Annotated in this window: 25 protein-coding genes and 1 pseudogene; 9 read left to right on the forward strand and 17 right to left on the reverse strand. The window is 64.6% G+C overall.

The window, feature by feature from the left end:
- Window positions 1-80: 80 nt before the first annotated feature.
- Window positions 81-572, reverse strand: a complete 492-nt coding sequence (locus LN996_RS16070) for a MarR family winged helix-turn-helix transcriptional regulator (protein ID WP_231341418.1) — start codon at window positions 570-572, stop codon at window positions 81-83.
- Between the two features lie 64 nt (window positions 573-636).
- Here LN996_RS16070 and LN996_RS16075 point away from each other — a divergent pair, with 64 nt between their 5' ends.
- Window positions 637-1,395 (forward strand): class I SAM-dependent methyltransferase, encoded by a 759-nt coding sequence (locus LN996_RS16075; RefSeq protein WP_231341419.1) that lies wholly within the window; start codon window positions 637-639, stop codon window positions 1,393-1,395.
- Window positions 1,396-1,399: 4 nt separating this feature from the next.
- Here LN996_RS16075 and LN996_RS16080 read toward each other — a convergent pair whose 3' ends face one another.
- The gene (locus LN996_RS16080) at window positions 1,400-1,795 is read right to left on the reverse strand and encodes a hypothetical protein (protein ID WP_231341420.1); all 396 of its coding nucleotides are present in this window, start codon (window positions 1,793-1,795) and stop codon (window positions 1,400-1,402) included.
- A gap of 76 nt (window positions 1,796-1,871) precedes the next feature.
- On the opposite strand from LN996_RS16080, the gene LN996_RS16085 reads away from it, so the two are divergent.
- Window positions 1,872-2,207, forward strand: coding sequence for a hypothetical protein (locus tag LN996_RS16085; RefSeq protein WP_231341421.1), 336 nt, complete (start codon window positions 1,872-1,874; stop codon window positions 2,205-2,207).
- Between the two features lie 49 nt (window positions 2,208-2,256).
- On the opposite strand, the gene LN996_RS16090 is transcribed toward LN996_RS16085, so the two are convergent.
- Together LN996_RS16090 and LN996_RS16095 are read right to left on the reverse strand one after the other, a co-directional pair.
- Window positions 2,257-3,780 (reverse strand): HNH endonuclease, encoded by a 1,524-nt coding sequence (locus tag LN996_RS16090; RefSeq protein ID WP_374202227.1) that lies wholly within the window; start codon window positions 3,778-3,780, stop codon window positions 2,257-2,259.
- 127 nt (window positions 3,781-3,907) lie between these two features.
- Entirely contained in the window at window positions 3,908-4,699 is a 792-nt protein-coding gene (locus LN996_RS16095) for a tryptophan-rich sensory protein (RefSeq protein WP_231341423.1), read from the reverse strand.
- Window positions 4,700-4,823: 124 nt separating this feature from the next.
- Between LN996_RS16095 and LN996_RS16100 the strand changes: the two genes are divergently transcribed.
- Complete coding sequence (locus LN996_RS16100) at window positions 4,824-5,345, forward strand: MarR family winged helix-turn-helix transcriptional regulator (protein WP_231341424.1); 522 nt, start codon at window positions 4,824-4,826, stop codon at window positions 5,343-5,345.
- On the opposite strand, the gene LN996_RS16105 is transcribed toward LN996_RS16100, so the two are convergent.
- The 6 genes from LN996_RS16105 to idi are packed head-to-tail and all read right to left on the reverse strand — an operon-like array spanning window position 5,340 to window position 11,133.
- The gene (locus LN996_RS16105) at window positions 5,340-6,551 is read right to left on the reverse strand and encodes a prenyltransferase (protein ID WP_231341425.1); all 1,212 of its coding nucleotides are present in this window, start codon (window positions 6,549-6,551) and stop codon (window positions 5,340-5,342) included. The genes LN996_RS16100 and LN996_RS16105 overlap by 6 nt on opposite strands.
- Window positions 6,548-6,904, reverse strand: a complete 357-nt coding sequence (locus LN996_RS16110) for a lycopene cyclase domain-containing protein (RefSeq protein WP_231341426.1) — start codon at window positions 6,902-6,904, stop codon at window positions 6,548-6,550. The genes LN996_RS16105 and LN996_RS16110 overlap by 4 nt, the downstream gene beginning before the upstream one ends.
- Window positions 6,904-8,556 carry a phytoene desaturase family protein gene (gene crtI, locus LN996_RS16115; RefSeq protein ID WP_231341427.1) on the reverse strand — a complete coding sequence of 551 codons (1,653 nt, stop codon included), beginning with the start codon at window positions 8,554-8,556 and terminating at the stop codon, window positions 6,904-6,906. The genes LN996_RS16110 and crtI overlap by 1 nt, the downstream gene beginning before the upstream one ends.
- On the reverse strand, window positions 8,553-9,491 hold the full coding sequence (locus tag LN996_RS16120) for a squalene/phytoene synthase family protein (protein ID WP_231341428.1): 939 nt from the start codon (window positions 9,489-9,491) through the stop codon (window positions 8,553-8,555). Before LN996_RS16120 ends, crtI begins: the two co-directional genes overlap by 4 nt.
- A complete protein-coding gene (locus LN996_RS16125; protein ID WP_231341429.1) occupies window positions 9,488-10,582 on the reverse strand; it encodes a polyprenyl synthetase family protein in 1,095 nt (364 codons plus the stop codon). The genes LN996_RS16120 and LN996_RS16125 overlap by 4 nt, the downstream gene beginning before the upstream one ends.
- Window positions 10,579-11,133, reverse strand: a complete 555-nt coding sequence (gene idi, locus LN996_RS16130) for an isopentenyl-diphosphate Delta-isomerase (protein WP_231341430.1) — start codon at window positions 11,131-11,133, stop codon at window positions 10,579-10,581. The genes LN996_RS16125 and idi overlap by 4 nt, the downstream gene beginning before the upstream one ends.
- A 104-nt stretch (window positions 11,134-11,237) precedes the next feature.
- Here idi and LN996_RS16135 point away from each other — a divergent pair, with 104 nt between their 5' ends.
- Window positions 11,238-11,819: a MarR family winged helix-turn-helix transcriptional regulator gene (locus LN996_RS16135; RefSeq protein WP_231341431.1), complete on the forward strand. Its 582-nt coding sequence runs from the start codon at window positions 11,238-11,240 to the stop codon at window positions 11,817-11,819.
- Between the two features lie 19 nt (window positions 11,820-11,838).
- On the opposite strand, the gene LN996_RS16140 is transcribed toward LN996_RS16135, so the two are convergent.
- Window positions 11,839-12,657 (reverse strand): CPBP family intramembrane glutamic endopeptidase, encoded by an 819-nt coding sequence (locus LN996_RS16140; RefSeq protein ID WP_231341432.1) that lies wholly within the window; start codon window positions 12,655-12,657, stop codon window positions 11,839-11,841.
- Between the two features lie 173 nt (window positions 12,658-12,830).
- Between LN996_RS16140 and LN996_RS16145 the strand changes: the two genes are divergently transcribed.
- Window positions 12,831-13,970: an EAL domain-containing protein gene (locus LN996_RS16145; RefSeq protein ID WP_231341433.1), complete on the forward strand. Its 1,140-nt coding sequence runs from the start codon at window positions 12,831-12,833 to the stop codon at window positions 13,968-13,970.
- Here LN996_RS16145 and LN996_RS16150 read toward each other — a convergent pair.
- The 5 genes and pseudogenes from LN996_RS16150 to LN996_RS23805 form a co-directional block, all read right to left on the reverse strand.
- Window positions 13,967-14,851 carry a GDSL-type esterase/lipase family protein gene (locus LN996_RS16150; protein WP_231341434.1) on the reverse strand — a complete coding sequence of 295 codons (885 nt, stop codon included), beginning with the start codon at window positions 14,849-14,851 and terminating at the stop codon, window positions 13,967-13,969. The genes LN996_RS16145 and LN996_RS16150 overlap by 4 nt on opposite strands.
- A 47-nt stretch (window positions 14,852-14,898) precedes the next feature.
- A pseudogene (locus tag LN996_RS16155) lies at window positions 14,899-15,603 on the reverse strand (maleylpyruvate isomerase family mycothiol-dependent enzyme); the annotation flags it as partial.
- 132 nt (window positions 15,604-15,735) lie between these two features.
- Window positions 15,736-16,560 (reverse strand): fumarylacetoacetate hydrolase family protein, encoded by an 825-nt coding sequence (locus tag LN996_RS16160; protein WP_231341435.1) that lies wholly within the window; start codon window positions 16,558-16,560, stop codon window positions 15,736-15,738.
- On the reverse strand, window positions 16,561-17,706 hold the full coding sequence (locus LN996_RS16165; RefSeq protein WP_231341436.1) for a cupin domain-containing protein: 1,146 nt from the start codon (window positions 17,704-17,706) through the stop codon (window positions 16,561-16,563). It abuts the gene before it with no gap.
- 99 nt (window positions 17,707-17,805) lie between these two features.
- Entirely contained in the window at window positions 17,806-18,645 is an 840-nt protein-coding gene (locus LN996_RS23805) for an IclR family transcriptional regulator (RefSeq protein WP_231341437.1), read from the reverse strand.
- A gap of 48 nt (window positions 18,646-18,693) precedes the next feature.
- On the opposite strand from LN996_RS23805, the gene LN996_RS16175 reads away from it, so the two are divergent.
- The 3 genes from LN996_RS16175 to LN996_RS16185 all read left to right on the forward strand — a co-directional run bounded on the left by LN996_RS16175 (window position 18,694) and on the right by LN996_RS16185 (window position 22,464).
- Window positions 18,694-19,977 (forward strand): aromatic acid/H+ symport family MFS transporter, encoded by a 1,284-nt coding sequence (locus LN996_RS16175; protein WP_231341438.1) that lies wholly within the window; start codon window positions 18,694-18,696, stop codon window positions 19,975-19,977.
- Complete coding sequence (locus tag LN996_RS16180) at window positions 19,970-21,220, forward strand: FAD-dependent oxidoreductase (RefSeq protein ID WP_231341439.1); 1,251 nt, start codon at window positions 19,970-19,972, stop codon at window positions 21,218-21,220. Before LN996_RS16175 ends, LN996_RS16180 begins: the two co-directional genes overlap by 8 nt.
- A 134-nt stretch (window positions 21,221-21,354) precedes the next feature.
- Window positions 21,355-22,464: a DNA alkylation repair protein gene (locus tag LN996_RS16185; protein ID WP_231341440.1), complete on the forward strand. Its 1,110-nt coding sequence runs from the start codon at window positions 21,355-21,357 to the stop codon at window positions 22,462-22,464.
- 22 nt (window positions 22,465-22,486) lie between these two features.
- Here LN996_RS16185 and LN996_RS16190 read toward each other — a convergent pair whose 3' ends face one another.
- Window positions 22,487-23,314, reverse strand: a complete 828-nt coding sequence (locus tag LN996_RS16190; protein ID WP_231341441.1) for a helix-turn-helix transcriptional regulator — start codon at window positions 23,312-23,314, stop codon at window positions 22,487-22,489.
- Window positions 23,315-23,400: 86 nt separating this feature from the next.
- Here LN996_RS16190 and ilvD point away from each other — a divergent pair, with 86 nt between their 5' ends.
- Window positions 23,401-25,263 carry a dihydroxy-acid dehydratase gene (ilvD, locus tag LN996_RS16195; RefSeq protein WP_231341442.1) on the forward strand — a complete coding sequence of 621 codons (1,863 nt, stop codon included), beginning with the start codon at window positions 23,401-23,403 and terminating at the stop codon, window positions 25,261-25,263.
- Window positions 25,264-25,410: the final 147 nt, after the last annotated feature.

A 25,410-nucleotide genomic window follows, 5' to 3' on the forward strand; every position in this document is an offset into this window, starting at 1 on the left:
CCATTCTTGAAAGTAGTAATACTTATAAAAGTATAAGTACTTATGGTGGCGGGTGTAAGCCCGGATCAGGGTGACGTGCCTTACGTGTTCCTGGGGTGCGGAAGCTTGGGGTGTGCCGGGTCCATCTCAGGTTCTGAAAGGAACGAAGCCAACCGCTGCAGCGCCGGAAGGCTGGCCGCGATCTGCTCGCGCTCTTCGGGAAGCAGGCGGGCGCTCGCCGCGATGATGGCGTCGGCCCACCCATTCTCCAGGAGCGCCTTGATCCGTCTGGATTCGTCCGTGGGGTGGAGGGAAACGTAGCGCTTGTCTGAGGCATCCTTGACCCGCGTGACCAAGCCGGAAGCTACGAGCTCGCGCAACTGGGAACTGATGTTGCTCAACTGCCGCCCAAGTCTGGCCGCCACCTCGGCAACGGTGACACCAGGATGGCTTTCAACAACGCGAAGGATTTCCAGCAGACCATTCGAGATGGGGCGGAGGCCGGTCTCGTTCAGTGACTTGCGGCGAATGTCGGACGAGATATCAATCATGCAGACGGCCAGGGCCTTGTGGTCCACAGTCTCTTCTCCCATCCCTCAAGCATAGGTGGGGCCATGCCTCTTCAACTCGCCGGCGGTCGGCTGCAATAGTGGCAGGATGATCAACCAGCAACAACTCTGGGACGACGATGCCGCGCAGCAGTACGACACTCCCGGTCAGGGGATGTTCTCCCCTGACGTACTTGGCCCCACCGTGGAGGTGTTGTCGGAACTCGCGTCGGGAGGTCCCGCCGTCGAGTTTGCGATCGGAACCGGGCGCGTGGCCATCCCGCTCCTGGAAGCCGGCGTGCCGGTCAGCGGCATTGAGCTGTCCCACGCCATGATCGCGCGCTTGCGCGAAAAGGTGGGCGAAGACCAGATTCCCGTGGTTCAGGGCGACATGTCCGAGGCTTCAATAGGCGGGAATTTCACCCTGGCCTTCCTGGTGTTCAACACCATCGCGAATCTTCTGACACAGGACCAGCAAGTCCGGTGCTTCGAGAACGCTTCCGGCCATCTCGCCCCCGGCGGTCGGTTTGTCATTGAACTCTGGGTCCCACAACTGCGTTCACTGCCCCCGGGACATGGGGGAACGGTGGAAGTGAGCGAGCCCGGCTACTTGTTGGTGGACACTTACGATGTGCTCCGCCAGCACGTTGTCTCGCACCATGTGCGGTTCGGCTCTGAGCTATCCGATGGGCGTGAGGCCCTGATTGGCCGGACGCCACACCGCTATATCTGGCCGAGCGAGCTCGACCTCATGGCACGGATAGCAGGTTTTGAACTGGAATCCAGGTGGGCCGACTGGGACCGCAGCGAATTCACCGCTGAGTCCCGCAGCCACGTATCGGTGTACCGGCTCATAGAACGCCCCTAGCCAATCACTGCCCTGACCTGGCGAATAGGCGTCGCATCCCACCACGCGCCAGCATCAGCACGATGATGAGGGCTGTCACTGCGAAGAACCCGCCGAGTTGTACGGCGTCGCCGAACACGAAATCGACCAACTCCAGCACCACGAACTTGCTTCCCGGCATGACAAACAGCAGTGCGACAACGCTGACAATCCGGGCTGCCACGGTCTTTCCATCCCTGATGCGTCCGACGATCTTCTTCTTGGCGAACATCACGATCTCGAGCACTGCTTTCAGCAGGATCGCCGTGAGAAGGGCCAGCAGGAAGGACTCTGAAATGACGGCGGGGAACAGCTGGATAAACACGCCCAACACGACCAAGTAGACGAGTACATCCACAAGATCGATCGGCCGGATCCGCATTCCGCGAGCGTATCAATCCAAGCAACCACGGACTAGGCAAACATGGGCCATGCTGCCGGATTGCTAGGCTGGACTCATGACCCGTCGCCTTGCAGCCCTGTCCGCCGTCCCTCTTTTGCTGCTGCTTGTCGGCTGCGGAGCAGTAGAGGAAGCTGCCGGAAATGCCGCCAGCGAGGCCGCCTCAAAGGTAGCCACTGCCGCTGCCGATGAAGTAACCAAGCAGATTTGCGCAGTGGTCCAGGACGGCTTGGTCAGCGTTCAGGACAAGCAGCTGCTGTCCGGTTTGGTGTCGGCAGCCAATGCTGCTGGAGTTCCCTCGGACATCACGACGCCGTTGAACCAGATCGCGGAGGCCGGCGACCAAGTGCCAGCTGAGTCCGTTCAGGCATTGAAGGACGCCTGCCCGGCATAGGGCGCGGCTGCGCTGGGGCTGCGCGGCGTTGCTGCTGCCCGGCCGGTTTCTAGGCTGGGACCCGCTTCTTTCTCCGGTGAAACTTGCCTGCCTTCGCGCGCTTGATGTGACTGCGTCGGTTGTGCTGGGACTGCCGTTGGTGTGACTGTTGTTGCTGTTCAAGCGTGGGAACGCTGGTTGCCGGTGGAGCCGCCGCCACGTGCGCGTAGTTATGCCCGGGCAGAGGCTGGGCCTTCGATTGATAACTGTGACCGGTGGGTGTGCGGATTTCGAGAGTGTGGACACCTTCGGGGAGGGTTTTCGCCGTCCAGCCGGGGTTTTCTTTGGTGTGGTTGCAGGCTTCGCAGAGTCCGGCCCCGTTGGCCAGGGTGGTGGTGCCGCCGGCGTGCCAGGGGACCACGTGATCGATGTGACGGATGGGCGCGTCGCAATAGGGGGTGCGGCAGGTGTCATCACGGGTTTCGATGAAGCGCCTGAGTCGTGGCGGGAAGAGCCTCGCTTTGGAGTCCATGCTCAGGAGTTCGCCTGTGGCCGGCGCGGTGTAGAGCCGGCGGAGCCACACGGTTAGCTCGTCGTCCCGCGTTGGCGCCGGCTCCTGCCTTGGTGCGGGGTCTTGCTCGGACAGGGCCCCGCTTCCGGCGCGAAGTAGCTTCCTGGCCCATTCAGCGGGGACGATTCCGTAGCCTTCGAGCCGGGCAGGTTCGCTGTCGCCCTGAAAGAGGGTTCGATCGGTCATGACGAGCTGCAGGTCGATTCCGCTGATCCCGCCGTGCCTGCCGGTGATGCGCTCGACGAGGGTGTCTGCCATGACCTGGCCCCGGATCCGGGGGTCCCCGGCCGAACGGGCAGAGTCAGCAACCCGGGTCAGAGCGGCGTACGCCGCCACACCCTTCGCGACCGGAAGGAGGGCGGTCAGGTAGGTCATGGCGTCCGGCGCAGGCCGCAGGGTCACGGTCCGTTCGGTGGCAGCGTGGGCGGCGCGTTGGACAACGGAACGCGGATCACGCCGGTAGGCGGCAGCCTTCGCCGCGGCGATGACCGCCCGGTCGCCCTTCCCCTCGAACGTGCCGGTATCTGCGGAGAGTTCCTCATCCACGGCGCAGCGGTCCTCCGCCGACAGGCATGCTGTTTCCTTGACCAGCAGCGTGGCCCGCCATTCATTCAACTGGCCCGATTCCAGCGCCGCCATGGTGTGCGGCATCTCCGTCACCAGCGCCTTCGCCATGCCCAGGAGTCGCGAGCCCCGGTTCGGGGATTCCCGCCGGACCAACGCGATCTGCGCCCCAACACCGTGGCCCCGTTCGGACGCGGGCACACCCACCGCGGCCTGCTCCTGCCGTTGGGCGAAGTCAAAGGCCACCGCGGCCCGGGCCTGCAACCCCACGATGGCGGACTTCAGGTCTTCCAACCCGCGGATCTGGTCGATAAGCTCCCGGCTCGCGGTGCCGAGGGGGATGGCGCCCAGGAGCGTGATGAGATCAGAAACCCGAGGCGTGGTCTCGTCGGTCCAATGCCTCGAGACAGGAACAAGCGCCGCGTCTGGCGGTGTCTGCATGCCCCGAATCTGCTCCATGCCTCAACTCTTCCAGCAGGCATTGGGCGCCATAAGGTCGAAAGCTCCCTATGTGGAAAAGCGATGACGTCTACGTCCAACGAGCTACTGATGCCATGCCGGAGCTGTCGGGGAAACGTGGTTGGATCTAGCGGCCTGCCAACACAGTCCGGGCCCGCACCGTGATGGCCGCCCCGAGAACCAGCGCAGCAGCAACAGCCGCCGCGATCGCCGTCGGGAATGATTCGGGTGAATCGGCGCTGCGGCCGACCGTGATCCACACGAGCCCCCACGCGATGGCGGCTGCCAGGGCGAGGCGCCCGTGTCCTTTGATAGCCAAGGCGACACCGACGACCGCCACCACCACGAGCACAGCGACGGACCAGATCTCAGGACGCAGTCCGAAGCCCAGAAAACCAAACGCTTTCAAAGCTGCTGCGATGTTGGCGCACACGGCCACGCTGGTCCAGCCCAGGTAGAGCCCCAAAGTCCCGTCCACCACAACTGCCTCAACCCACGAAGCAGCGCGGCTCTGGCTGTAGCGAAGGAACGCCAGGACGAGGGACACCAGCAGCGCCAGGATCACCAGAACACTGACGAAGAGCCACCCAGCCTGCACGGACAGGATCCACGCGGCGTTCAGGACCATGGACACGGCCACGATCCAGCCGAGGGAGCGCTGCCGCGGATTGGCCCGCTGGGACGGCAGCCACTGCCACACCGTGTAGGCAACAAGGCCGGTGTACACCACGGACCAGATGGAGAACGCGGGGGTGGCCGGAGCCAGCAGAGTGGAGTCGGCGGACAAAGCCCCGCCCGCTGCCTGCGCAATCGGGGTGCCGCCGAACACCCCCACGCCGATCATCGAGCCGATGATGCAGACCGCCAAGCTCACGGTGACCGTGATTTGCCGGGCGAGGTCGGAGCTTGCTGTTGCCATGTGCAGTGCCTCTTTCCTGGTGCTGCGTGGGTGTGGGATGGACGGTGTCATGCATTCATGGGGTCCGTGACCTAGTATCAAAATGCTAGTGAATCAAGCTTTACGCTTATCGAAGGAACATCGGATGGACTCGGAAGGCCACTCAAAGGGCTACTGGTACGGCAAAGACCCAGGTCAGAAGGCCATTGCCATTGACGTACTGAACGCCCTGCGCGATTACCGCGCCTCCGAGCAGGCGATGCGCCGGAGGACGCGTACGTCCATGGGAATGGGTGAGAAGGACCTGCTGGCCCTGCGTTATTTGTTCGAGGCAGAGGCTGCCGGCAAGGTGATGAAGCCGAAGGACTTGGGCGACAAGCTGGGGATAACGTCGGCGTCCATGACCACCCTGATCGACCGTTTGGTGGAATCCGGCCATATTCGCCGCGAACCCCACCCCACTGACCGGCGGGCCTTGATCCTGAAGGCCACTCCCGGTTCAGACCAGGAAGTGCGGCACACCCTGGGCGGAATGCACCGCCGGATGCTGGATGCGGCGTGCGCGTTGAGCCCGGACGAATCCCAGATCGTGGTGAATTTCCTCCAGCACATGCGCGAGGCCCTGGACACCCTTGACGAAGAGCCCGGGGACCAGCCCCGTTCATGATGTGAGGCTCCACTGCAGGATCAGTATCAGGGTCACCAAAAACCCTGAACCGTAGTTGAGCCAGATGAACCGCCGCCAGGCCACATTGGTGCGTGCCGCCGTCGTATCCGTAACGTTCCAGTAAGGCGCGCAGTTAACGATGTACGGGACGGCGATGATCGCCGCCAGGGGGCCGGGCCACGGCGTGGCCAACATTGCCAGACCGGCAACAAACCAGAGCACGACGGCGAGCCTCACCGTTCGTCGGGCACCGATGACTGTCGCTATGGAGCCGATGCCGGCCTGCCGGTCGGGCTCGATGTCCTGGACGGCGCCGAAGGCGTGCGCGGCCATGCCCCACAGGAAGAACGCCGCCAGCACGACGATCAAGCCCGGTGTCACATTGGCGTCGGCCAAGGCAAGGCCGACGACGGCGGGACTCACGAAGTGCGTGCTGGACGTCAGCGAGTCCAGGACCGGGCGTTCCTTGAAGCGCAGGCCGGCCACGGAGTAGGCCACAACGGCGAAAGCGCTGACGGCCAGGCTCAGCCAGGCGGCTGGTCCTCCGGCAACAGCGAGCACCAGCAGGAACGGCACATTGGTGATCGCCGCGAGCCACAGCATGGGCCGGTGCAACCGGGGCTGGAGCAGCGCACCCTCGATCCCACCCTTGCGCGGATTCTTCAGGTCCGACTCGTAATCGAAGACATCGTTGATCCCGTACATGGCCAGGTTGTAGGGGATCAGGAAATAGAACGTGCCGACAACCAGCACCCAATCGATCTCGCGGGTGGTCAGGAGCATGGCCGCGGCGAATGGGTAGGCAGTGTTGATCCAGCTGACCGGGCGGGATGCGAGCAATGCTTGGGGGACAAGGCCCTTGAGCCCCGGTTCCGCGCCGCCCTCGCTGGGTTGCTTGTGCTTGCGCGTCAACCACATCCACAGTCCTGGAAGTGCCACGACGCCGGCCAGCGGATAGGCGAAATCCTCGATCGGCGCGAGTCCTACCTTGACGCCAAGGATGTGCGATGCGTCGTAGTGGAAGAGCTCCATGCCGATCATGACGGAGTCGAACACAGCGGTCAGGACAACCAAGGCCGCGAACGCGAGGCCTACCGCTTTCCAATGCCTGCCTGCCTCGCCGGGAAACGCGCCGTGGCGGGCAAAAACCACGCCGGCCACCACTGCCGCCGCGATGAAGCCGAGCGCGAGCCACAAGTACGTCATACGTTCTCCCGCTCCCGCTGCTTCCCGCTGCGGGTGGACGGGATCCGGTCAAGCAGCCGCCGGGAGCCTGTGTACAAAACCATCGTGCACAGCACCAGGAAAAGCAGGAAGACTGGCTCCTCGATGGGCAGCTCGGGGGCGATCAACAGACCTGTCGCGATGGTACCTTCACCGCGCAGGAAGATCCCCAAGCCGATTCCGGCCAGGTCCCAGAAGAGAAGGAACAAGACCCCGACGGCGGTGACGATCGCCGCTGCTTTGGCATCGCGCCAGAAAAACAGGCGGAAGCGGTGGTCCAGCAGGAGCATGCAGCCGATCCCGAGCAGCAGCGAGAGCAAATAGAGGACACCCATCAGCCAATCCTGCTGGCTACGGGCCTCACCGTGGTGGGGCCGGGACTGTGGTCGCCGCGGATCCGCTTCAGTACCAGCTCTGCACTGATGAGGCACATCGGTACCCCCACGCCGGGGGCAGTGGTGGCGCCGGCGTAGTAGAGGCCACGCACACGCTTGGAGGCGTTCTGGGCCCTGAACATTGCGCTCTGCCTTAGCGTGTGTGCCGGTCCCAGCATGCCGCCGCGCCATGAGTTGTACTCGTGGACGAAGTCAGCGGGGCCCGTGGTGTGCCGGACAACGATCCTCTCGCGGAGGTCCGGGATGTTGGCCCAACGGGCGATCTGGTCGATGGCGGCGTCGGCGGTCCGCTCGATGAGGGCATCGCCGCTACCGTCGGGACCACCGGCGCCAAGCTGCGGATCGGCCGGGACGGGAACCAGGACGAAGAGGTTTTCGTGGCCCTGCGGGGCGACGCCGGAGTCGGTGGCGCTGGGTTTGCAGACGTAGATGGAGGCGGGTTCGGGGATGCTGGTCTCCTCCCCGAAGATCGCGGCGAAGTTCGCCTCCCAGTCCCGCGTGAAGAACAGTGAGTGGTGGGGAAGTTCCGGCAGCGAACCCTTCACGCCAAGCATGACCAGGACTGCGCCGGGACCGCTGGTGCGGCTCTGCCAGTACTTGCTGTTGTAGCTCCGGTCCCTGACACCCAGCAGTTGGGTTTCGGTGTGGTGCAGGTCGGCGCCGGAGACCACGAGGTCCGCAACGCTGTAATGCTCCGCACCGGCGTGGTCGCGCCACTTTACCCCGGTGACCTCGCGGCAGTCCTTCCCGGAAAGAGGAGCAGGGAGCCTGACGCCATCGAAGCGGCCCAGCTTCTTGGTCCGGGAGGCCTCGCGCGTGGTGATCTTTTGGGCTTCCGCTCCGGTGTGGATCCTGACGCCGGCGTCCACTGCCAGCGCCTCAAGCCGGCCCACGAGCTCGTGGAACCCGCCCATCGGATACTGCACGCCGTCGCCCAGGTCCAAGGCACTCATCAAGTGGTACATGGCGGGAGCAGCTGCGGGGTTGGTGCCAAGGAAAACCGCCGGGTATCCGAGGACCTGACGCAGAACAGGGTGCTGGAACCGCTGGGACACGTACTTATCGAGGGGCGTCAGGAGCAGTTGCGCGAGCTTGGGCAAACTCCGCACCACCTCTGGATGGAGCAGTGCCTGCAATTTGGTGAACGGGTTATAGAGGAAAAAGCGTTCCGCCATCTCCGTCGTGTGCCTGGCGGAGGCGAGGTAGGAGGTGAGCTCCTTCGCGCTGCCAGGCTCAACTCCCTCGAAAGTCTCCAAGACCTGATCGCTGCCCAAGGGGACCGTCAGGGGGTCCGGCCGCACGCCGTCGTGGTTTGGTTCGCTGAAGACGCGGTACGCGGGACTGAGGGTGTGAAGGTCCAACTGTTCGGCAGCGCTGGTGCCGAGCAACCGGAAGAAGTGGTCGAAGACTCCCGGCATCAGGTACCAGGAAGGGCCGGTGTCCCACCGGAAGCCGTTCCGTTCAAGGCTGCCCGCGCGCCCGCCAACCCGGTCGCGCTGCTCGAGGAGCTGGACCTCGTGTCCTTCATGGGCGAGGAGTGCGGCCGTGGCAAGCCCCGCGATGCCACCGCCGATCACCACTGTCCGGGTCATCGGTGCAACTCCATCCAGGTAGAGGCGACCGCGCGGGCGGCGAGGCCGGCCTTCACGGCGTCCGGAACCCGCACCCGGTGGCGGTACAGCTCGTCCACGGTTGTCTGTTCAATCCGGTCCGTCAGTGCGGAGAACAGGGCCAGGGCGCTGCGGACTGCCGCCCGGGCGTCGCGCGGCAACAGCGGAATGACGGCGTTGGCATCGGCCAATTGGGACCGGATGGTGCTGACCCATTCCATGCGATCGCGGTCCTCAAGGTGGTCCGAGGTGCCGAGGTAGCTGCGGCCCAAGCGGGTGGTGTCGTCGGCGAGGTCCCGCAGGAAGTTGATGTTTTGGAAAGCAGCGCCCAACCTGCTGGCGCCATGCTGCAAAGCCGCTGCGTCGCCGTCGTCGATGTTCTCATCCCGCATGAAGACGCGCAGGCACATCAGCCCCACCACCTCGGCGGAGCCGTGGACATAGCCGTCGTGGGCATCGGCATCGAAGCGGAGGGGTGCCGGTTGTTGCGAAGACGCGCGTGAGCCGGTGCCCTTGAGAGAGTCAGTGCGCTCGCCGAGGTCCATGCGCATGGAGTCAAAGAACGGATCGATGAGCGTGTCATCGATGCCCGCAGTCCGGGCCGTCTGGGCAAATGCATGGACGATGAGGTCGCTGCTGTAGCCGAGTTTGACGGCGCGGTGGGTCTCATCAATGAAGTGGGCCAAGGCGTCGCACTGTTCCTGGTAGCTGAGGCCGGCTTCGGCAGTGACGCCATCGACGAGTTCGTCCGCCACCCGCACCAGCGCATAAATATTGCGGACGTGTTGGCGGTGCCTTGGTCCCAGCAGCCTGCATGCCAGGCCGAAGGACGTGGAGTAGGCGGCGATGACCTGGTTGGCCGCGCGCTCGGCTGTCCGGGTGAAATGGATGAACGAGGTTTCGGTGGCGACGCTCATGATTGCCGTCCTTCCAGCTGCCCCGCAAGGTCAAGCAGTACATTGCGTGCGCGCGGCGGAATTGTGCTTGTCAGCAGTGTGTTGAAGGCCCGTACCTGGTCTTCGATGAGGCCCTGGACAAAGGCTTCCGCCCCGCAGTCGCTGAGGTGCCGGCGAACATGCTCGCCTTCGTTGCCATTGAGCCCGGGCCTGCCGAAGTAGGGCTCGATGTCCGGCCACGTGCTGGTGGTGCGGGCATGGGCGATGATGGCGGTTTCCTTGCCTTCCCGGAGGTCCGAAAAAGGATCTTTGCCGTGGCGGCGGGGATCTCCGAACGTGGACAGGAGGTCGTCCTGGAGTTGGAACGCGAGCCCCAGATGCCGGCCTGCAGTTGCCAGGGCAGTCTCGACGGCGAAGTCGGCGCCGGCCAGGGTTGCGGCCGCCCGCAGCGGGAGTTCGAAAGTATAGGTGGCGGTCTTGTAGCCGCACATGACCAGGATGGTCTCGAGGTCCGGGGCAATGATGCCGTCGCCCAGGCCGACATCCAGTTGCTCACCGGCAACGGTCTCGTTGATGGTGTGTTCCAGGAGGTCCAGCAGGCGCAGACGCGGTTCCCGGGGTAGATCGGCACGCGCAAAGGCTTGGTGCGTGGCGGCGAGCAGCATGTCACCCATCAGGATCCCGCCGGTTTGTGCCCAGTGCAGTCCGCTTCCGCTGCGTGCGCCATGGGTGTTGTCCGGGAGTTCGCCGGCCTCCGCGAGGAGGGAACCAATCAGGTTCGGGTGCCCGCGGCGGACGAGGTCGCCGTCGATCACGTCATCGTGGAGGAGGAAGGCATAGTGGAGGAGTTCGACGGCGGCGGCGATGTTGATGGCGGTTTCGCGCTGTTTGGAGCCGGCCTGTTCCAGGGCGTCGAACATTTCCATGAGCAGCAAGGGCCGGACGAACTTGCCGCCGAGCACATTCCGGCCTGCCAGCGCCCATAGCCGTGCGAAGTTGGGGCCATAGGCCGCTGCCGCGCTGGCCCTCTTGCCGATAAGTCCGCCCAGTTCGTTTTCGATGGCGGCGCAGAGATCGGTACGGCTTCGAATGGCGCCGGAGGTGACGGTCATGCGTCGGCCCCAGCTTGGAGGGGCAACGCGCGCGCTTTGAGGAGCTGCGGGAACTGCAGCCCGAGCCAGGGGCTGAAAGCGGACGGCGTGTGCTCCAAAGCGTCAGCGAGCAGCGAGGGCGATATCCAGGCCCAGTCAGCGACCTCGGCGGGATTCGGGTGCAGTGCGCCGCTGATCCGGGCCACAAAGACGGGGCACACTTCGTTCTCCACGATGCCCGTGGGGTCCACCGCCCGGTAGCGGAAATCGGGGAGGACGAGTTCGATCCGGTTGGCGTCCACTCCGAGTTCGAACTGCGCACGCCGCAGCACGGCGTCTTCGAAGTCTTCGCCCGGTCCAGGGTGTCCGCAGAAGCTGTTGGTCCAGACTCCCGGCCAGGTCTTCTTCTCAGGTGAACGGCGGGTCAGGAGAATTTCGCCGGCTTCGTTGAGCAGGTAGCAGGAAAAGGCCAGATGGAGTGGTGTTTCCAGTGTGTGCACACTGCTCTTCGGGGACTCCCCGATGGGAGCTCCGGCGTCATCAAGGAGGACCACCATCTCTGTCGCGTTCATCTTGCGCCTTCCTCCAAAGCCTGTGCTCTCATCTAAATCCGGATATTGCTAGACAAGCTAGAAGAAAGGCTACCATGTAGGAAGTTAGGTGTAACATACTCAACATGTCCAGTCCAGAACAGATTCCTGAAGAAACCGGGACCCCGGTTTCCTTCGGGATTTACCATTTGGACGCCAATGATCCGAACCACGAACTGGTGGATCGCTCAGGTCTGTCCGAATCTGATGTTGAGCAGATCAGTGACCTCATGGCTGCACTGGGAAGACTGCGAGAGGCCGAACAGCGACTCTCCGACGCCTCACTGCGGTACATGAAACTCAACCAATCAGACATGCGCGCACTGCATTACCTGATCATCTGCGCCAACCATGGCGTGATTGCCACCCCTGGCGCAATAGCCGCCCAGCTTCACATTTCGACGGCGTCCACCACCAAGCTGCTTGATCGGCTGGAACGCGCGGGCCACGTCACGCGACACGCCCACCCCTCCGACCGCCGCGCGCTTGCCATCGCCATCACGCCCGCAACGCACGACGCTGCTATGCGGACAGTCGGGCGGCAGCAGGCCAAGCGTTTTCTGGCTGCGGCCCGACTGACGCCCAAGGAACGAAGAACTGTGAAGCGATTCCTGGATGACATGGCACAGGAAATCGAGGTGGCCGAAGAGGCATGGGCGGGGACATAGCCAGCTACTGCAGCGAGGGCTAGTACAGGAAGATCGGCAGCCACTCCCGGTTGTGGGCGTGCACCAGCGCCAGGAACAACACGAAGTCAAAAAGCAGGTGCACCGACACCACGTAGGTGAACGACTTGGTCAGCTTGAACGTGTAGCCCTGCAGCAGTGCGAAGGGGAACGTCAGCAAGGGACCCCAGGATTGGTAGCCGATCTCCCACAGGAATGAGGAGAACACCACAGCCTGCAGGAGGTTGGCCAGCCAATCCGGGAAGTGCTGGCGGAGCAGGGTGAACGTGGTGCAGATGAAGAATAACTCGTCCCAGATCCCCACGGCATTGACGCCAACGAAGAGCCGCCAGAAGACGTCGGGATCGGAAGCATCGGGCCAGTTTTGGTACACGCCGGTGCTGATCAGGTAGACGGGAAGAATGAAGTAGCCCAGTGCCACTACGCCAACCAGGTACAACTTTGCGGCCAACGGCCACTTACGGCCGGTGTTGACGGGGAACTTGATGATGTCTTCGCGATACACGAAGCGGGACACCAGCCAGGGCACCACGACAGCCAGCGCCAGCGCACCACCCATGAGGGCCATGTGTTCGGTGCTGAGGTCCGCGTTGAGGGGGACCTGGCTGAAGATGAACATGCCCGCAGCTATCAACGCGAGGTGACGCATCAACCGGTAGTCGATGAAAGCGGCCGTGACGACACCCGCGAGCAGCAGGCCGTACCCGAGAAGCTCGTTGCCAAAGGCGAAGAGCGGTACACCGGATAAGGAAAGCAACGCTGCGGGCAACAGTTTCCAGGTGAGCGCGGTGCGGGATGCTTCCTTTGAGATGGACGTCACCCCCTAAGCATCTCAGGGCTTGTGGCGCTGCGACACGGTTTTGCGCGTCTGGAAAAGCGCACCGCCACAACGTCGGAGGGTTCTTCTGTATTATTCGTGACAGGGCCCACAGATGGGTCGGTCGGGTAGTTGTCTGGCTCAGCCAGCGGGGGATACACATAAAGGAATAGCCGATGGCTCAAGAAGAGGGCTCTCTCTCACCGGACGGCGGTGCGGACTCCGCACGCCCGAACGGCGTTGACGCGTCACCGCCCGCTGAAGCGACCGTATCTGCTGAAACGACCGCGTCTGCCGCAGCGACCATGCGCGAGCAGGTGAAGGACATTATCGAGTCCATCCTTGCCGATTCTGAACCGCGCAGCGAAGGCGCCAGAATCAAGCTCCGCGAGTTGGTGGAGGCAAATCCGGACGATCCTGCGGGGGCCCTGCTGGAGCACCTGCTGGAAACGCGCAAGGAGCCTTCATCGGCAGCCGCCGTCCCCGTTCAACTTGAATCCTCCAGCGTCCACCTTGAGTCCGTTGGCGCCGCCCGGACCGTTTCAGTCCCCGTCAGCCACGAGGTGCGCGAAGGCATCCAGGCGATCCTCGCGGACAAGCTCCTCCTGACGGCCTTCCAACCTGTCCATGCACTCCCAACCGGCGATGTGGTTGGCGTGGAAGCATTGACAAGGTTCGTCGGAGAAGATGGTGCCGGCGCCGACGTCTGGTTCAACGAGGCTGCTGCCGCTGGGCTGGGGACCGAGTTGGAGATTGCTGCGCTGCACTGCGCGCTGACGGCGGCGCACGACGTCCCGGACAACATGTCTGTTGCACTGAACCTCACTCCGGCAACTTCCAGTGACCCGAGGGTGCGGAACCTGCTGGCCGCCGCGTCCCTCGCCCCGGACCGGATCATTGTTGAACTGACCGGCAGCCTGGCGGATGTTGAGGCCCAAACCGGCAACGACGGACTGGGGCCGCTGCGCACACTCGGCCTGCGGGTAGCCATCAGCGCATCCGGCGCAGCTTTGGTCTCCTTGGAGCGGGTGGAACAACTGCGCCCCGACATCATCAAACTGGACCGGCACCTGATTGAGGGCATCGAAGGCAGCGAGGGGCAACGGATCCGGGCCCGGGCCATCGTTGAGCTTGCCAGGGAGATCGGTGCCGAAGTCATTGCAGTCGGCGTCGAAACCGCGGAAGAACTCCAGGAAGTCACCGCGCTCAAGATCACCGCAGCCCAGGGCTACCTCTTGGGACGCCCTTCGGTTCACCCCCTGGACTGGTCGGCTTGGAGCATCCGCGCGCAAGCGGAAGCCCAGCCTGCAGGCTAGGTGTCCGCGATGTTCCGGGGATCGTTGCCAACGAACGTTCCGGGAGGCATCCCGGCGCCAAAGACAGGGCCCGGGTCCGGTCGCTTGGGGTGACGGCCGTCGTCGGCATTCCGCTGCGTCAGGCGGCGCACCACCCACGGAAAGAGGTGTTCGCGCGCCCAGACGATGTCGCCCGCCCGTGCTTCGCGCCAGTTGCGCTCGGGCAGGGGTTTAGGCGTTAGGGGCTCCAAGGAATGTGGGACATTCAGGGTATCGAGCACCATGGTGGCGATGGTGTGCTGCCCCAGCGGCGAGAAATGCAGCCGATCCGGGTCCCACATCCGGGGATCGGTGAGTCGGCGCAGCGCCCACAGATCCGCCACCACAGCGTCATGGCGGGCAGCTACTACCCGGATGTTCTCGTTGTAGATGGCAACCTTGCCGCGGGCCAGGCCCAACACCGGGGTAGCGCCCCAGTCCGGCCCGGTGAACAGCAGGATGGCGGCGCCGGTGGAGGCAAGTTCTGCCACGCCTGCGTCCAGTTCCAGCGCGAGTTTGTCGGGGTCGCTCCTATGGAAGAGCAGGTCATTGCCGCCGGCGTTGAGGGTGATCAGATCCGGCTTGAGGTCCAGTGCCGGGCCCACTTGCTCTTCGAGGATCTGATGGAGCAGGCGTCCGCTGATCGCCAGGTTCGCATAGGCGAAATCATCGTGACCGGCGCTCAATTCTTCCGCCACCCGGTCCGCCCACCCGCGGAGGCCGCCGGGGCTCCGCGGCTCCGGATCGCCTAAACCTTCGGTGAACGAGTCGCCCAAAGCCACATAACGGCTCCACGGGTGCAGGCCGGCCCCGAAGCTGCCGGAACCGCCCTGTGACCATCCATTGGCACTCTGGGCGTTCATCCCCCCATAGTGCGCTTAGTCGACCCGCTGCGCCATGGGTGGAGTGGCTAGATCCACTGTGGCGCTGCCGGTGTGATGCTGTTGTTGTTGGGTCCGGTTGCTGTGACGCCCGTAGTTCCGCGGCCGGTGGCCCATTCGACGACGGCGGGAAGGGAGCCGGTGATGATCGTCGGGTCCGTGGCGGTGGTGTCGCCGAACGTGAGGTCGGTGCCGTTCCCGGCAGTGTTGGTGGCCTTGATGACGAGTCCGGTGTCTGTGCCGCGGGTTTTCCAGGCGCCGGTGATGTCTTTGAGCAGACGTTCGAGGACGAGGGCTGGGATGTCGTTGAACGTGGCTCCGTTGTCCAGGTCAATGGCGTGGATCCAGACTTCGCGGGTGCGCATCCACACGGTTTCCGAGGCGGGGACTGTGCGGCCTTGGGCGGTGCGGACTTCGTTGGCCCAGTTCGCGTCGGGCAGGTCGCGCCATTCGACGGACAGGTGCACCGCGGAGTGGTCGAAGAGGTTCCTCAGCGCAATCGGAGACAGCGTGGCTCCGAAGTTGATTTCGTGGTTCCGCGCCTCGGGGGAGGGATACATGGGCGTTTCGACGCCGGTGGCAGCCCATTCGATCAGGCGTGCGATTGCACGGGCGTTGTAGCCGACGTGTGCCACGACGTGGCGGCGGGTCCAGTCCGGAAGGCGGGTGCCGCCGTCGAGCTGGGCATCGGTGAGTTCGTTGAGTTTGCGGGCGAAGAACGCGGTGCCCCGCCGGGGGGGGGGGGGGGGGGGGCGGGTCGTGGGGTCGCTGTTGGTGGTGGGCCCCCCGCCGCGGGGCCCCCCCCCGGGGCGCTGGCTCTTCCCCCGGCCGCCGCGGATCGGTGGCGAGATCGTGGCGGGCTGCCATCAGGCTTCCTTGACCACGCGGTTGTTCAGTTGGCCCAGGCCCTCGATGGTGGTGACCAGGAGTTGGCCTTCCTGCAGGTACCTTTTGGGGTCCTGGGCGTGGCCCACGCCGCCGGGCGTGCCGGTCGCGATCACGTCACCGGGGTTCAGGGTGATGATGGTGGAGATGTAGGAGACCAGGAATTCGGGGGTGAAGACGAGGTCGCCGGTGGGGGTGGACTGCTGGATTTCGCCGTCCACGGCGGAGGTCATGAGCGGGCCGGCGGTGAATTCGTCGCGGGTGACCAGGGCCGGGCCGAACGGGGTGGAGTTCTCCCACGTCTTGCCCTGCAGCCACTGGATGGTGCGGAACTGGTAGTCGCGCATGGACACGTCGTTCAGGACCGCGTACCCGGCAATATGCTCGGCAGCGTGGGCTTCGGCGATGCGGCGGCCCTTTTTGCCGATGATGACGGCGAGTTCGGCTTCCCAGTCCACGGTGTCCGATTCCTGCGGCAGGGCAAGGTCATCATTCGGGCCGATCAGCGATTCGGTGTACTTCGCGAACAAGGTGGGGTGTTCGGGGATCTCGCGTCCCATTTCCTTGATGTGGTTGCGGTAGTTGTGGCCCACGCAGATGATCTTGCCCGGTGACGGCACGACGGCGGCGAGGTCGGCGCCGTCGAGCGCGTGCGTTGCGCCGTTGGCCGCCTTCGCTGTGGTTTCCCAGGCGGGGTCTGCCAGCAGCGCGCCGACATCGGCGAAGCCGGGGATTTCGGTGAGGGTGTCGCCGTCCTGACGGACGGCCTTGGTTCCGGTTTCGGTGCGGAGGGTGAGGAGTCTCATTTACTTGCGTCCTTCGGTGTAGCTGCGGTTGAAGTTCAGTCGTTCGAAGATGGGGGCGTCGCTGAAGCGGAACAGATCAAACCCTGTTTGATTAACAGCGTCCGTGTCGGCGGTCAGGGACCATTCCTGCCAGGACGGGACCACGAACAGGTCGCCCCTGGCCAGCTGCTTGGTTTCGCCGTTCAAGATCACGGTGCCGGTGCCCTCGAAGACCTGCCAGACACTGGACCCAACCTCGCGCAACGGCTCGGTGGAGGCGCCGGGACGGAAGCGGTGGAACTCGGCCCGGATGGTGGGCATGACGTCCCCGCCGGTGGTCGGGTTCGAGTACCGGACGGCGGCGTGGCCCTGGGACACGGTGGCCGGGTGGCCCTCATCCTCCAACAGGAGCTGTTCACGGAGGGCGGCGTCGGTGTGTTCCCAGCGGTACGCGGCGATGGGGGAGTTGGTGGTGTCATCGAGCCCGGAGAGGGGGCGGAGGCCGGGGTGTGCCCAGAGCCGTTCGGAACGGGAAATATCCGGGGTAGCTTCGTCGGTGACGCGTTCGGTGCCGAACTCGAAGAACCCGGCATCGGCGTAGTGCACGAACGGGATGTCGAGGCCGTCGATCCAGGCCATCGGCTGGTCGGTGTCATTGTGGTGGCCGTGGAAGTTCCACCCCGGAGTCAATAGGAAATCACCGCGGCGCATCGCCACCGGATCCCCGTTCACCACAGTCCACACGCCTTCACCCTCGACCACAAACCGGAACGCGTTCTGCGAATGACGGTGTTCCGGGGCCACCTCGTGGGCGCCCAGGTACTGGATCGCCGCCCACAACGTCGGAGTCGCATACGGGGTGCCAGCAAGGCCGGGGTTCGCGAGGGCTATGGCCCGCCGCTCACCACCCCGGCCTACCGGAACCAGATCCCCGGCACGGGCGGCCAACGGGTACAAGTCATTCCAGCGCCACACATGCGGAACAGCCTTCGGAGTAGGGACCATCGGCATCAAATCACCGATCTCCGTCCACAAAGGCACCATGTTCCCCGCAGCGAAATCCTTGTACAGCTGCTCCAACTGGGCAGCTTCCTCCGGAGTCGGCTCCGGCAAGGCGTGGCTGGCGGCCACGGATTCATGGGTCGTGTTCTCGGCGCTGATGGACACGTAGGCCTCCTCGATAGGGTCCGAACAGTTTTTGGCGTAGTTCGACCCTAGGGATGCCAGGCTGCGACCTCGAGTCAATTCTGCTGTACAGAATTATTCTTATTCGGGATCAGCCGGGTTTGCAGCGATGTCGATCTCCAACTGCCGGCAGGTTTCGCGCAGGGCGGCGACCAATCCGGCGTCGAACACCTTTCGGAACCGTGTGGCAGGCGTGGCGACGCTGAGCGCCCCAACTACCTGGCCGTGCCGGTTATGCAGAGCCATGCCCAAGGCGCTGACGCCTTCCTCGGTGCCCTCGAAGTTGGCCGCGAAGCCGTTGGCGCGGATGCTGTCGAGTTCGCGCAGGAAGGCCTGGTACTCGGCCTCCGGAATGGTGTCCCCGCCGATTTCGGCGTTCTGGCTCCGGAACAGTTGCTCGATCATGGCCGGGTCCAGTTCGGCCAACATCACCTTGCCACCGGACGTCTTGTCGGCAGGCATCACGGTACCCTGGCGGTCTCCGATCCTCAGGACGTTGCCGCCTTCAACTGTGCTGAGGAAGCGGACCTTGGTGCCGACGCGGACCATCAGGTTTACGGTCTCGTCGAGCCGCGAGGACAGGAGCTCCATGTGGGGCTGGGCGAGGTTTCGAAGGAGCCTGGTCCAGCTTAGGCCCGCCGGGCCAACACCCATTGCGGGCCCGGGCACGTAGCGGCGGTTTTCATCCTGGACCGCGAAACCGCGATAGACCAGCATCGCCAGGAGTCGATGGGCGGTTGACGGGGCTACGGCCAACTCCGCCGCGGCATCCTTGAGGCGGAGGGCGCCGCCGTCGCGGAGCAGCTGGAGGAGTTGAAGGGCGTTGTCCACGGCGTCGATGGAATACGTGGGCCGCTTCTGCACGGGTTTCCGGTTTTGGGCTGGCTTCCGGCTGGCCTGACCCGGGTTGATGTTCTGCACAACAGAATTGTATGGCCCTTCGCTTGCCGTTCACCTGACAGTGGTGGGATGAATCACACACTTCCCGCTGCAGCGTCGCAAGGGTCAATCGTCAACGCTGCCGGCAGTGCGCCGCGGTTCTCCAAAGGCTCTGCACTCGCCGTCCTGGTTTGTTGGCTGTTGGTGGTCTTCGACGGCTATGACCTCATCGTTTACGGAACGGTGCAGTCCTCCCTGATCTCCGAAACAGGCTGGGGCCTCACCAAGGCAACCGCAGGGACCATTGGCTCCATGGCGTTCCTGGGCATGATGATCGGAGCCATCTTCGCCGGACGCATGGCCGACTCCTGGGGCAGGCGCAAGACCATCCTGGGTTGCGCGATCGTCTTCTCCATCTTCACCATCCTCTGCGCGTTCGCCCCCAACGCGGCCGTGTTCGGTGCTCTGCGGCTGCTCGCCGGCATCGGACTCGGCGGTTTGGTGCCGTCCGCCAACGCCTTGGTGGCCGAACTGGTTCCCACCAAGTGGCGGTCCACTATTGCCACGCTGATGATGTCCGGCGTCCCGATCGGCGGCTCAATCGCCGCACTGGTGGGCATCCCGCTGATTCCCGCGTTCGGTTGGGAGGCCATGTTCCTGGTGGCCGTGCTGGCACTGGTGATCGTGGTGCCGCTGGGGCTGAAGTACATTCCGGAGACACTGACACCCGCCGGATCCGAAAGCAAAGCCTCCAAGGGCTCCGCCGGTTTCGGTTCACTGCTCCGGGCGCCCTACCTGGGCGTCAGCGTACTGTTCGCAGTGGCCACGATTGCCACGCTCTTCGCTTGGTACGGCCTGGGCACGTGGCTGCCTAACCTCATGCAGCTGGCTGGCTACAACCTGGGATCGGCGCTCACTTTCGCCCTGGCCCTGAATCTCGGCGCCGTTGCCGGTTCGGTCATTACCGCCTGGGCCGGCACGCGCTTCGGTCCGATTCCGACGGCGATAGCGGCAGCCGCGGTGGCCGCCGTCGGGCTTTCCGTCCTCCTGGCCAGCCCGCCCGTCACCGTTGTTTATCTCGCCCTGGTGCTTGCCGGCGTCGGAACCCACGGCACGCAGTGCCTCATCATCGCCGCAGTCGCCAGTCACTATCCCGACCATTTGCGGGGGACCGCGCTCGGCTGGGCGCTCGGAACCGGCCGCATTGGCGCCGTCGTCGCACCGCAGGTGGGTGGCCTCCTGCTGGCAGCCGGGCTGGGCGTCAACTCCAACTTCCTCGCGTTCGCCGGAGCCGCCGCCATCGCAGCGGTCCTGTTGGCCGCCGTCGGACTCAAAATCAAATCCACCATCTCCCAAGGAGCACGCAATGCCTGAGTACACCACATCCACCGATGTCCTGGTGGTGGGAGGGGGCATGGCCGGTTTGGCCGGAGCCCTGGCCCTCCGCGAAAACGGTGCCAACGTCACGCTCGTGGAACGGGCACCGGAATTTGGCGAGGTCGGTGCCGGCCTGCAGATGGCCCCGAACGCCTCCCGGGTTTTGAAGCGTTGGGGCCTGTTGGAGAAGGCGCTGGAGATCGGGGTGCAGCCCAGGCATCTGGTGTTCCGCGACGCGACCACCGGTGAGGAGCTCACCCGTCAGTCGCTGCGCGGGGAGTTTGAGGAACGCTACGGCGCCCCGTACGTAGTGATCCACCGCAGCGACCTGCACCGCGTGCTCCTCGAAGGATGTGAAGCTGCCGGCGTGAAGCTGGTCAACGACGTCATGGTTGAGAGCGTGGAAACCGTGGACGGACGCGGCGTAGTGCACACGGCAGCCGGCGTGGACTATGAAGCAGACGTAATCATCGGCGCAGACGGTCTCAAGTCCACGCTTCGCCCGCTCGTGGCAACAGATGAGCCCGTGTCCTCTGCCTACGTTGCCTACCGCGGCACCGTGCCCATTACCTCTGAGACTCCGGCGACCGACCTCGAGGACGTAGTTGTCTACCTCGGCCCCGACTGCCACCTGGTGCAGTACCCGCTGCGCAAGGGTGAACTGCTGAACACCGTGGCCGTCTTCAAATCGCCGTCGTTTGAGCGCGGTGAAGAGCAGTATGGGGGAGTAGACGAGCTCCAGGCCGCCTACAAGGACTGCATTCCCGCGGTGCAGGCAGCCCTCGCGAACCTCGGCACGGGCATCCGCTGGCCCATGTACGACCGCGATCCGATCGAGAACTGGATTGCCGGCCGAATGGTCCTGATGGGCGACGCGGCCCACCCCATGCTCCAGTACTTGGCCCAGGGTGCCTGCCAGGCACTCGAAGACGCCGCCGTGCTGCAGGACGTCAGCGCAGGCACCGTCTTCACCACCGACGGCGTCAACCCGGCGGCGTGGGACGAGGCAATTGTCGCGTTCAACTCCGCCCGCGCCGCCCGGACCGCCCGTGTCCAAAGCACGGCCCGCGTGTGGGGAGAGTCCTGGCACGTCTCCGGCTTGGGGCGCACGCTGCGAAACCTGCTCTTCAAGAGCCGCAAGGACAACGACTTCCAGTACAACGACTGGTTGTATGGCCAGGCGGGCGAGGGCGTGCCTGCCCCCGTGGCGCCCCGCGTCGCCAACCAGCTGCCTGCCTGACGGATGGCGCTTAAGCCGCCTGCCGCCGTCGTGCCCTGTTAACAGCAGCACGACGGCGGTGGGCGGCTTTGCGTGTCTGCTTTCGGTGTCACTCCCATCGCCTACGATGACAGCACCGGCGAAGGAGGACGTATATGGGCGCCATGGATGAGCTGATCAATTCCACGGTGGTGACCGAGCTGCGCTCCATACTCATGGGCGCCAGTCCGGGCATTGAGCTGCCAACACTGGAGCGCTCACATGGTGACCTCGACGGGCAACGCCTCCGGCAGCGGGTGGATGTAGTGAGGGATGCCCTCCTTCAGGACTTACCGGCGGGATCCTCCGATGTTCAGAGGATCATGATCGATGCTCTCGACGACCCCCGCTTTACGGGATGGATGGTCTGGCCGGCCACCGAAGTGGTGACCGGAAGGGCACTTCACTCGGGATCGCTCACCGATTTTGATGCTGCGCTCGCGGTCCTGTCCCGCCTGACGGGGAGGCTCACGGCAGAGTTCGCCATCCGCGACCTCATAGCTGCCCGACCGGAACGAGCCATTGCCACGATGCAAACCTGGACGAATCACAACGACGAACACGTCCGCCGACTCGCAACGGAGGGCTCCCGCGCCTACCTGCCGTGGGCCAAAAGGGTGCCGTGGTTGGTAGCCAATCCAGCGGCAACCCAGGAGATCCTTGATGCCACCTACCAGGATCCCACCGACTATGTCCGACGCTCCGCAGCGAACCATCTTAACGACCTGAGCCGGATCGATCCGCAGCTGGTGCTGGCTACTGCCCGCCGTTGGTCTGGAAAGCCGGATGACACCACACCCAAGGTGATACGGCATGGACTTAGGACCCTGGTTAAACAAGGCAATCCGGACGCGCTCGCCCTCCTGGGCTACACCGGCGGCCAGCTGGTGGTCAGGGAGCCTCACCTGCGCCACACGGCAGTCGCTTGGGACGGAACCGTGGAATTTTCAGCCGAGGTAGTCAACGAAGGCCCCCAGCCCGCCAACGCAGCCATCGACTACTCCATCGGGTTCCAGCGTTCCAACGGCACGGTCAGCGCAAAGACCTTCAAGCTCACATCCCGCCGCATTCCACCCGGCGAGACCGTCACAGTCACAAAAACACACTCATTCCGCCCCATAACAACCCGCTCCTATTACCCAGGGCAGCACTACGTTGTGGTCCAGGCAAACGGCGTCGCGTCGATTCCTGCGCACTTCGTCCTGGACAAGCAGGAGCTCAGCTGAACCGGGTGCCCGGCACCGTGCTTCAGCTCCCCATCAACCGCCGCATCTGCTCACCGGCGTCACTCCCGGGTGCAGGTGTATAGACCACGATGTGGAGGTCCGGCCGGTCCGATGGGGAGACCTGGTGGTGCTCCATGTGGAGGACGCCAACCGCGGGGTGGTGGAACTGCCGCTCGCGGGATTCGAAGCCCAGGATGTCGTACCGGTCCCAGCTCTCTTGGAACTCCGGGCTGGCTGCTTTGAGCCGTTCCACCTGGTACTCCACATCCGGATCACCCAACCGTTGGCCGGTTTCGGCCCTGAACTCGGCCAAAAAGCGCTTGCTCGTGACGTCCCAGTCCGGGAGCAGGTCGCGGATGTAGGGGTCGGTGAAGACAAGCCACAGCAGGTTCCTGTCCGAGGCATCGAACGTTCCGATGTTGGGGTACAGCGCCTCGTACGCCCGATTCCAACCGGCGATGCCCCAATCAGGGGACAGTGCGTAGGAGGGGTTGGGGTCCAAGGCATCGAGCAGGCGTTGGACATGGGCCGGCGCATCGGCGGCCACCGGGCCCTTTGGCGGAGCGGAGGAATAGCCGCCCAAGGAAAGCACGTAGCTCAACCCGGTATCGGAGAGATGCAGCGCCCGCGCTATGGATTCAAGGACCTGCCGCGAGGGACTGATGTCCCGGCCTTGCTCCAGCCAGGTGTACCAGGTGACGCTCACGCCGGACAGGAAGGCGATCTCTTCCCGGCGGAGGCCGCGCTCGCGGGATCGCCCTACCGGGGGCAGCCCGTAGTCCGAGCGCAGGGCCTGGGTGCGGCGTGTCCTGAGGTATAGCCCCAGCTCCTTGCGCCTCTCATCTTTCACGCCTTCAACACTATTACTCTGGTACTTTCACTACTAGTAGCAACACCGTCTTCCACCGACCAAGGAAGAACAGCAGGATGGTATTCATGCCTGCACTACGCTCAAGAACAGTTACCCATGGCCGCAACATGGCCGGCGCCCGCGCATTGCTGCGCGCCTCCGGCGTCGCCAACACGGACATCGGCAAGCCGATCATCGCCGTCGCCAACTCCTTCACCGAGTTCGTCCCCGGCCACACCCACCTGGCTCCCGTGGGCCGGATCGTCTCCGACGCGATCCTCGCCGCCGGCGCTGTTCCGCGCGAATTCAACACCATCGCCGTGGACGACGGCATCGCCATGGGCCACTCCGGCATGCTCTACTCCCTGCCGTCCCGCGACCTGATCGCCGACTCCGTTGAGTACATGGTCAACGCACACTGCGCCGACGCCCTGGTCTGTATCTCCAACTGCGACAAGATCACCCCCGGCATGCTCATGGCGGCGCTCCGCCTGAACATCCCCGTAGTGTTCGTTTCCGGCGGTCCCATGGAGGCCGGCCGCGTGACCCTGACGGATGGGTCCGTCCGCTCCCTGGACCTGGTCAACGCGATTGCCGACGCCGTGGACGAATCCATCTCCGATGAAGACATCAACCTCATCGAAGAGAACGCCTGCCCCACCTGCGGTTCCTGCTCGGGCATGTTCACCGCCAACTCCATGAACTGCCTCGCCGAGGCCATCGGCCTGGCCCTGCCGGGCAACGGCTCCGTGCTCGCGACCCACACCGCCCGCAAGGCGCTGTACGAGAAGGCCGGCGCCACCGTCGTCGATCTCGTGAAGCGCTACTACGACGGCGACGACGACTCCGTCCTGCCGCGCTCCATCGCCACCGCCGAGGCCTTCGACAACGCCATGGCCCTGGACATCTCCATGGGCGGCTCCACGAACACCATCCTGCACCTGCTGGCCGCGGCGCAGGAGGCGGGCGTGGAGTACGGCCTGGCCGAGATGGATGCCAAGTCCCGCCAAGTGCCTTGCCTGGCCAAGGTGGCCCCGAATGTTGCCGGGGACAAGACGTATTACATGGAGGACGTGCACCGCGCCGGTGGCATTCCCGCCCTGCTGGGTGAACTGAACCGTGGCGGCCTCCTGCACAAGAATGTTCATTCCGTGCACTCCAACGACCTGGACGGCTGGCTGGACGACTGGGACGTCCGCGGCGGCAAGGCCACCGAGGAGGCGCAAGCGCTCTGGCATGCGGCTCCCGGAGGCGTCCGCTCCTCCACCGCGTTCTCGCAGTCGAACGAGTGGACCTCCCTGGACACCGACGCCGAGGGTGGCTGCATCCGTTCCGTGGAGCACGCCTTCTCCAAGGACGGCGGCCTGGCTGTGCTGCGCGGCAATGTCGCAGTGGACGGCGCCGTGGTGAAGACCGCAGGCGTGGATGAGTCCATCTGGATCTTCGAAGGCCCGGCCGTTGTGTGCGAGTCACAGGACGAAGCCGTGGAAAAGATCCTGAACAAGTCCATCAAGGAAGGCGACGTGGTGGTCATCCGCTACGAAGGCCCCAGGGGTGGTCCGGGCATGCAGGAAATGCTCTACCCGACGTCGTTCCTCAAGGGCCGCGGCCTGGGCAAGAAGTGCGCCCTCATCACGGACGGCCGCTTCTCCGGCGGCACCTCGGGCCTGTCGATCGGCCACATCTCCCCGGAGGCTGCCTCCGGCGGCGCGATCGCCCTGGTTGAGGACGGCGATATCATCAGCATCGATATCACGCAGCGCTCCCTCCAGTTGCAGGTCTCCGACGAGATCCTCGCCGAACGCCGCGAAAAACTTGAAGTCAACGGTGGCTACAAGCCAAAGGACCGTGAACGCCACGTCTCACCCGCGTTGCGCGCTTACGCCGCCATGGCACTGTCCGCGGACAAGGGCGCCGTCCGCGACGTCTCGCTGGTGGAAAACCTGTAACGCACCGCGGCACGCGAACGTGGGGGGGGGGGGGGGGGGGGGGGGGGGGGGGGGGGGGGGGGGGGGGGGGGGGTTTTGGGTGGGGGGGGGGGGGTGGGGGGGGGGCGGGGGGGGGGGGGGGGGGGGGGGGGGGGGGGGGGGCGCCGG

The sequence above is a fragment of the Arthrobacter sp. AK01 genome (genome assembly GCF_021109375.1).
GTDB lineage: Bacteria > Actinomycetota > Actinomycetes > Actinomycetales > Micrococcaceae > Arthrobacter.

Coding starts and splice junctions, on each gene's coding strand:
- LN996_RS16185 (WP_231341440.1), top strand. CDS start 21,355: ATGGGCGCCATGGATGAGCTGATCAATTCCACGGTGGTGACCGAGCTG.
- LN996_RS16095 (WP_231341423.1), bottom strand. CDS start 4,699: ATGGCAACAGCAAGCTCCGACCTCGCCCGGCAAATCACGGTCACCGTG.
- LN996_RS16125 (WP_231341429.1), bottom strand. CDS start 10,582: ATGACCGTCACCTCCGGCGCCATTCGAAGCCGTACCGATCTCTGCGCC.
- LN996_RS16090 (WP_374202227.1), bottom strand. CDS start 3,780: ATGGAGCAGATTCGGGGCATGCAGACACCGCCAGACGCGGCGCTTGTT.
- LN996_RS16105 (WP_231341425.1), bottom strand. CDS start 6,551: ATGACGTACTTGTGGCTCGCGCTCGGCTTCATCGCGGCGGCAGTGGTG.
- LN996_RS16085 (WP_231341421.1), top strand. CDS start 1,872: ATGACCCGTCGCCTTGCAGCCCTGTCCGCCGTCCCTCTTTTGCTGCTG.
- LN996_RS16070 (WP_231341418.1), bottom strand. CDS start 572: ATGGGAGAAGAGACTGTGGACCACAAGGCCCTGGCCGTCTGCATGATT.
- LN996_RS16145 (WP_231341433.1), top strand. CDS start 12,831: ATGGCTCAAGAAGAGGGCTCTCTCTCACCGGACGGCGGTGCGGACTCC.
- LN996_RS16175 (WP_231341438.1), top strand. CDS start 18,694: ATGAATCACACACTTCCCGCTGCAGCGTCGCAAGGGTCAATCGTCAAC.
- idi (WP_231341430.1), bottom strand. CDS start 11,133: ATGAACGCGACAGAGATGGTGGTCCTCCTTGATGACGCCGGAGCTCCC.
- LN996_RS16110 (WP_231341426.1), bottom strand. CDS start 6,904: ATGGGTGTCCTCTATTTGCTCTCGCTGCTGCTCGGGATCGGCTGCATG.
- LN996_RS16120 (WP_231341428.1), bottom strand. CDS start 9,491: ATGAGCGTCGCCACCGAAACCTCGTTCATCCATTTCACCCGGACAGCC.
- LN996_RS16100 (WP_231341424.1), top strand. CDS start 4,824: ATGGACTCGGAAGGCCACTCAAAGGGCTACTGGTACGGCAAAGACCCA.
- LN996_RS16080 (WP_231341420.1), bottom strand. CDS start 1,795: ATGCGGATCCGGCCGATCGATCTTGTGGATGTACTCGTCTACTTGGTC.
- LN996_RS16150 (WP_231341434.1), bottom strand. CDS start 14,851: ATGAACGCCCAGAGTGCCAATGGATGGTCACAGGGCGGTTCCGGCAGC.
- LN996_RS16180 (WP_231341439.1), top strand. CDS start 19,970: ATGCCTGAGTACACCACATCCACCGATGTCCTGGTGGTGGGAGGGGGC.
- LN996_RS16160 (WP_231341435.1), bottom strand. CDS start 16,560: ATGAGACTCCTCACCCTCCGCACCGAAACCGGAACCAAGGCCGTCCGT.
- LN996_RS16075 (WP_231341419.1), top strand. CDS start 637: ATGATCAACCAGCAACAACTCTGGGACGACGATGCCGCGCAGCAGTAC.
- LN996_RS16135 (WP_231341431.1), top strand. CDS start 11,238: ATGTCCAGTCCAGAACAGATTCCTGAAGAAACCGGGACCCCGGTTTCC.
- crtI (WP_231341427.1), bottom strand. CDS start 8,556: ATGACCCGGACAGTGGTGATCGGCGGTGGCATCGCGGGGCTTGCCACG.
- ilvD (WP_231341442.1), top strand. CDS start 23,401: ATGCCTGCACTACGCTCAAGAACAGTTACCCATGGCCGCAACATGGCC.